4 protein-coding genes are annotated in these 4,835 nt (G+C 74.5%); all 4 read left to right on the top strand.

Annotation, left to right across the window (positions count from 1 at the left end; all coding sequences use genetic code 11):
• Nucleotides 1–222, top strand: a 222-nt coding sequence (locus ACFFNX_RS42415; RefSeq protein WP_378211907.1) for a hypothetical protein, incomplete at its 5' end; no start/stop codon positions are given.
• 45 nt (nucleotides 223–267) lie between these two features.
• Nucleotides 268–2,115, top strand: a complete 1,848-nt coding sequence (locus tag ACFFNX_RS42410; RefSeq protein WP_378211906.1) for a hypothetical protein — start codon at nucleotides 268–270, stop codon at nucleotides 2,113–2,115.
• Nucleotides 2,112–3,449 (top strand): GH1 family beta-glucosidase, encoded by a 1,338-nt coding sequence (locus ACFFNX_RS42405; protein WP_378211905.1) that lies wholly within the window; start codon nucleotides 2,112–2,114, stop codon nucleotides 3,447–3,449. The genes ACFFNX_RS42410 and ACFFNX_RS42405 overlap by 4 nt, the downstream gene beginning before the upstream one ends.
• Entirely contained in the window at nucleotides 3,446–4,705 is a 1,260-nt protein-coding gene (locus ACFFNX_RS42400) for a 6-phospho-beta-glucosidase (RefSeq protein WP_378211904.1), read from the top strand. The genes ACFFNX_RS42405 and ACFFNX_RS42400 overlap by 4 nt, the downstream gene beginning before the upstream one ends.
• Nucleotides 4,706–4,835: the final 130 nt, after the last annotated feature.

The following is a 4,835-nucleotide window of genomic DNA, read 5'->3' as shown; positions in this document are numbered from 1 at the left end:
CACGAGGACGGCCCGGCCGCGCCGTTCGTGCGGCTGCTCGACGGCCGCCCGGCGGACCGGCCCGGCTGGGCCCGCTGGGACGACAACGCCGTCGACCTGCTGCCGGGCGAGGAGATCGTGCTGCGGTGCCGATGGGACGGGGTGCCGCCCGCCGAGCGGCGCGTGCTGCTCGACGGCTGGAACGTTCCCGCCCGCGTGCTGACCGAGGCATCCGCGTGCTGACCGAGACACCCGTGCACTGACCGAGAACCTTGAGGGGGAGCGGACATGGACCTGACCGTCACCGGGCTCGACCCCGGTGTGTTCGACGTGGAGCTGGACCGCTCGGCCGCCCCGACCCCGGCCGGCGGCGTCACCGTCACGGTGACCGCCGCCTACCGGGGGACCGAGCCCGCCGAGGGGCGGCTGCGGGTGTCGGCGAGCCTGCCCGCCGAGGACGACCCGTACTGGCTGATCCCCGGGCTCTTCTACGGCGAGAACCGCCCGGAGGGCAACGACCGGCTCTACCCCCGGTACGCGCGGGAGGCCGACGCCGAAAGGTTCGTCTCGCCCGCGTGGAGCTTTCGGGCCGACCGTGCCGCGACACCCGCCGTGTTCGCCTGGGCCGGCGAAGGCGGGCTCGCGCTGGCCGTGGACGAGGACAGCGCGCTGGGCCTGACCGGCATCGGCTTCGGCTGGGCGGCGGGCACCGCCACCCTGCACGCCGAGTTCCCCTACCGCGAGGCGCCGGTCAGCTACTACGGCGACGGCGTGCCGCTGCCGCCGATGGCCCAGACCCACGTCTGGCGGCCGGGGGAGCGGCACACGGTCGAGCTGTGCGTCTACCCGCTGCCCGCGGACCGGCACGCGTACGCGCCGGTGCTTCGTGAGCGGCACGCGCGAACGGCCACCGAGCCGCTGCGCCCCTGGGTCGGTGTGGCCGAGCCGGCCGACCTCGCGGCGTACGGTCTGCACCGCTGGCACTACCGTCCGGACCCGGCCGTGCTGCTGGAGACCGCGGCGTTCGACCGGGAGTTCAACGGCAACGTCCGCGGCCTCGGCGACCGGGAGGCGATGCACGTCGCCTGGGTGAGCGGCATCCCGTACGCGCACGCGCTGCTGGCGCACGGCCGCCGTCGCGGGCTGCCCGAGGAGGTCGCGGCCGGCGCCGCCGTCATCGACCACATCTGCGCCAACCTCGCGCCGTCGGGCACGTTCTGGGGCCGGTGGGACGGGAGCCGGGGCTGGACCGGGAGCTGGACGCCGGTGCCCGGCGGCCTGCACGCCCGCACCCTCGCCGAGGCGACCCTGTTCCTGCACCGGGCGGTCGTCGCGGAGCAGGCCCTGGGCGTCTCGCACGAGTCCTGGGAGCGCGCGGTGCGCGGCAACCTGGACGTCGCGGTGAAGAGCCAGGACGCGGACGGCAACCTCGGCAGCCTGCTGCACGCCGAGGACGGGCGTGTCCTGTCGCGCGAAGGCGCGGCCGGGCTGACCTGGGTGGCCGCGCTCGCCGAGGCCGGCGACCTCGATCCGGCCCACCTTCCGGCGGCGATCCGCGGCGGTGAGCACTACGCGCACTTCGTGGACGAGGAGTTCCTGCACGGCGCGCCCGAGGACGTGGACCTGGCGCCGACGTCCGAGGACGGGTACGCCGCGATCCTCGCGTACACGGCGCTGTGGCGGGTGACCGGCGAGGCGCGCTGGCGCGACCTGGCCCGCCGCGCCGCGGACTGGATGCTGACCTTCCGCTACACCTACGACGTGCGCTTCGATCCGCACACGCTGCTGGGCGCGTACGGCTTCCGCAGCCGGGGTGCGGACCAGGCGTCGCCGAGCAACCAGCACCTGCACGCGTACGGCCTGATCTGCCTGCCGGAGATGGTGGAGCTGGCCGAGGCGACCGGCGACCCGTACTACCGGGAGCTGACCCGGGAGAACCTCGCCTGCTTCCGGCAGTTCATCGCCCGCGAGGACGGCGACTTCAACGCCTACAAGGGCATGGCCAGCGAGCGCTACTACCAGACGGAGTGCTTCCAGGCGAAGGGGATGCTGCTGACGCTCTCGCACGCGTGGAGCGTCGGCGTTCTCCTCCTCGGCTGCGAGGCCGCCCTGAACCTGCCGGGAGTGCGGTGGTGAACTTCCCGCCGGATTTCCTGTGGGGCGCCGCGACGTCGGCGTACCAGGTCGAGGGCGCCGTCGCCGAGGACGGCCGGGCCCCGTCGATCTGGGACACCTTCACCGCCGGGCGGGGCATCGACTCCGGCGAGGTGGCCTGCGACCACTACCACCGCTGGCCGGCCGACGCCGACCTGATGGCGGGCCTGGGCATGAACGCCTACCGCTTCTCTCTCGCCTGGCCGCGGATCGTCCCGGCGGGCACCGGCCCGGTCAACCCGGCGGGCCTCGCGCACTACGACCGGATGATCGACGGCCTGCTCGAACGCGGCATCACGCCCGTGCCGACCCTGTACCACTGGGACCTGCCACAGGCGTCGCAGGACCGCGGGGGCTGGGAGTCGCGGGCGACCGCGGAGGCCTTCGCCGCCTACACCGAGGTCTGCCTCGACGCCTTCGGCGACCGGGTCCCGACCTGGCTGACGGTCAACGAGCCGTGGGTGGTGTCGGTGCTGGGTTACCGGCTGGGCCTGCACGCGCCGGGCGAGACGGACCTGCGCGGGTCCGTGCTGGTCGCGCACCATCTGCTGCTCGCGCACGGCCTGGCGATGCAGCGGATCCGCTCGCTCCGCCCGGCGGCGCGGGCGGGCATCCCGCTCAGCCTCTATCCCACCTACCCGGCCGCGGACGCGGACGCGGAGGCGGCCCGGGGCTCGGACGGGTACACGAACCGCTGGTTCCTCGACCCGGTCCTGCGCGGGGAGTACCCGGCGGACATGGTCGAGCTGTTCGAACGGCTCGTCGGCCCGCTGGACTTCGTGCGCCCCGGCGACCTCGACGTCATCGGCACCCGGCCGGACCTGCTCGGCGTCAACTACTACACGCGCCGCCGGGTCGCCGCCGCGCCACAGGACGGCCTGCCGTGGCGGGTGCTGGGCGCCGAGGAGGGCGTCCCGCGCACCGAGAGCGGCTGGGAGGACGTGCCCGACGCCTTCCACGACCTGCTCGTCCGGCTCCACCACGACTACGGGACCCCGCTGCTGATCACCGAGAACGGCGGCGTGTGGAACGCCGAGCCGGACGCCGCCGGGCGCGTACGGGACACCGGGCGTTCGCACGCCCTCCGGCGGCACCTGCTCGCGCTGTCCCGGGCGATGGACGAGGGCGCGCGGATGCTCGGCTACCTGCACTGGTCGCTGCTGGACAACCTGGAGTGGGCCGAGGGGTACGCCCGGCGCTTCGGCCTCGTCCACGTCGACCGCACCACCCAGGAACGGCGCGTCAAGGACAGCGCCTGCTACTACGCCCGCGTGATCGCCGCGAACTCCGTGGTCGAGGTCGAGGAGGACGAATGAAGCTCACCATCGTCGGCGGTGGTTCGACGTACACGCCCGAGCTGATCGACGGCCTGGTCCGCGTGCGCGACCGGCTCGACGTGAGCGAGGTCGCCCTGCAGGACGTGTCCGCCGGGCGCCTCGACGTGCTCGCCGCGATGAGCCGCCGCATGCTCGCCGTCGGCGACCACCCGGCCGTGGTGACGACGCACACCGGCCTGGCCCCCGCGGCCGAGGGCGCGGACGTCGTGCTCGTGCAGTTGCGCGTCGGCGGCCAGGCCGCGCGGCTCCAGGACGAGACGCTGCCGCTGCGCTGCGACTGCCTGGGCCAGGAGACCACCGGCGCCGGCGGCCTGGCCAAGGCGCTGCGCACCGTGCCGGTGATGCTGGACGTCGCCGAGCGGGTACGGGCGGTCAACCCGTCCGCGTGGCTGATCGACTTCACCAACCCGGTCGGCATCGTCACCCGGGCGCTGCTTCAGGCGGGTCACCGCCGGGTGGTCGGCCTCTGCAGCGCCGCCGTGGTGTTCCAGCGGCACTTCGCCCGCGTGCTCGACGTCGATCCGTCGCGGCTGGCCCTCGACCACGTCGGCCTCAACCACCTGACGTGGGAGCGCCGCGTGCTGCTCGACGGGGAGGACGTGCTGCCGCGCCTGCTCGGGGAGTACGGCGAGAAGGTGGCGCCCGCCACCGGCCTGCCGGTGGACCTGGTGCGGCGGCTGGGCACCGTGCCCTCCTACTACCTGCACTACTACTACGCACACGACGAGGTGGTCGCCGGGCAGAAGGCGAACGGCGTGCGCGCGCAGGAGGTCATGGAGATCGAGGGGCGGCTGCTGGAGGCGTACGCCGACCCCTCGGTGACGGCCAAGCCGGAGCTGCTGACCCGGCGCGGCGGCGCGTTCTACTCCGAGGCGGCGCTGGACCTGATGGCGTCGCTGCGCGACGGCGACGGCCGTACGCACGTGGTGAACCTCCGCAACGGTTCCGCGCTGCCGTTCCTCTCTGCGGACTCGGTCATCGAGGTCCCCGCGACGGTGGGCGCCGACGGCCCGGTCGCACTGCCCGTCGCGCCGGTCGAGCCGCTGCTGTCCGGGCTCATCGCCCACGTCACCGCGTACGAGCACCTCGCCCTGGAGGCCGCCGTGCACGGGGGCCGCGACCGGGTGTTCCGCGCGCTGCTGGCCCATCCGCTCGTCGGCCGGCACGCGGTCGCCGACCGGCTCACGGACTCGCTGCTGGAGGCGAACCGCGCGTACCTGCCCTGGGCCGCGTGATGGCGTCTCTGGTCCTGGCGGTCGACGGCGGCAACTCCAAGACCGACGTCGCGCTGCTGGACCGGGATGGGACGCTCCTGGCCCGGGTCCGCGGGCCGGGCTCCGCCCTCGGCGCGCCCGCCGTGGCCAC

This window comes from Actinoallomurus acaciae, from assembly GCF_042429965.1.
GTDB lineage: Bacteria > Actinomycetota > Actinomycetes > Streptosporangiales > Streptosporangiaceae > Actinoallomurus > Actinoallomurus acaciae.
Note: the sequence above shows the minus strand (reverse complement) of the source record. Positions and strands in the feature narration are given on the sequence as shown.

Coding starts and splice junctions, on each gene's coding strand:
- ACFFNX_RS42410 (WP_378211906.1), top strand. CDS start 268: ATGGACCTGACCGTCACCGGGCTCGACCCCGGTGTGTTCGACGTGGAG.
- ACFFNX_RS42400 (WP_378211904.1), top strand. CDS start 3,446: ATGAAGCTCACCATCGTCGGCGGTGGTTCGACGTACACGCCCGAGCTG.